This is a genomic window from Lentzea kentuckyensis, from assembly GCF_002150765.1.
Classification (GTDB): domain Bacteria; phylum Actinomycetota; class Actinomycetes; order Mycobacteriales; family Pseudonocardiaceae; genus Lentzea; species Lentzea kentuckyensis.
The window spans coordinates 427-1,647 of sequence record NZ_MUYM01000243.1 but is presented as its reverse complement, the minus strand read 5'-3'; the positions used below and the strand labels follow the sequence as shown (position 1 = coordinate 1,647).

The window sequence follows — 1,221 nt, the reverse complement described above, 5'->3', positions numbered from 1 at the left end:
CCGCCGCCGCGAGCTTCTACCCGCGCTGGAACTGGGTCGCCCAGGACACCGTCGCACACCTGCGGCACACCGCGGACCCGAAGTCCCAGCGGCTCAAGCAGATGGTCGAAGCACTGAACGAGAACCCCGTGTTCAAACAGCTGTGGGAACAGCACGAGGTGCGCGGCAAGACCCAGGACGCCAAGGAGTTCGTGCATCCCGCGGTCGGCCCGCTCAAGCTGAACTACCACTCGTTCGACGTGCGCGAGGCTCCCGGCCAGTTCCTGGTGATCTACCAGGCCGAGCCGGGTCCGAACGCGGACGCGCTGAAGCTTCTCGCGACTAGTCGGGCCACACGGGCGGCCGCTTCTCCAGGAACGACGCCCGTCCCTCTTTGGCTGACGGGGACTGCGAAGTCTCGGCCATGACCGCGAGCGCGATCTCGTAGGCATCGGCTTCCGGCCGGTCCAGCTGCGCGTAGACGGCCAGCTTGCCCGCTGCCTTGGACGCCCGGCTCCCCCGCGTCGCCCGCGCCAGCAGCTCGTCCGTCGCGGCATCCAGTTCGTCAGCGGGCACAGCGCGGTTGACCAGCCCCCACTCCACGGCCGTCGCGGCGTCCACGACGTCGCCGGTGAGCGCCATCTCCATNNCACCGGCACCGCGGGAGTGTGGCAGAACCAACCGGCTTTCCCACCGGGCAAAGCAAAACCGGCGTCCAGCGAGGCCACCGCCAGGTCACACGAGGCCACCAGCTGACAACCGGCCGCCGTCGCCAGACCGTGGACACGCGCGATCACGACCTGCGGCACGGACTGAATGGTCTTCATCAGCATGGTGCACAGCTCCAGCAGCAGCCGCACACCTTCCTTGTCACGGGCGTGCACGTCCCCGAAGTCGTGTCCCGCGCTGAAAACCGGGCCCTCGGCGGCGAGCACGATGCCCGTCGCGTCCGAAGTACCCGCCTCCCGGAACGCCTCCAGCAACTCCGTGAGGTGCTCGGCGGACAGCGCGTTGCGCTTCGCCGCACGGTTCATCGTGATCCGGACTACCGAGCCCTCACGCGCAACGTCGACCATTCCCGTGACACTAAGGCCCTGCTACAGGGAATGCACCTCGCGAATCACGGTGACGATCTCGTCCATGATCTCGGTCAGCTCGTAGTCCTTCGGCGTGAACACCCGCGCCACGCCCCGCTCGCGCAGCTTGGCGGCGTCGTCCGGCGGGATGATGCCGCCGACGATC

At 68.2% G+C, this 1,221-nt stretch carries 1 protein-coding gene and 1 pseudogene; one reads left to right on the top strand and one right to left on the bottom strand.

Annotated features, from left to right (window positions below; translation table 11 throughout):
- Positions 1 to 407 (top strand): MmyB family transcriptional regulator (locus tag B0F77_RS48555; RefSeq protein WP_483868466.1); only part of this gene is annotated, 407 nt, incomplete at its 5' end.
- Here B0F77_RS48555 and B0F77_RS46380 read toward each other — a convergent pair.
- Positions 322 to 1,055: pseudogene (locus B0F77_RS46380) on the bottom strand (enoyl-CoA hydratase-related protein). The gene B0F77_RS48555 and the pseudogene B0F77_RS46380 sit on opposite strands and share 86 nt — an antisense overlap.
- Positions 1,056 to 1,221 lie beyond the last annotated feature (166 nt).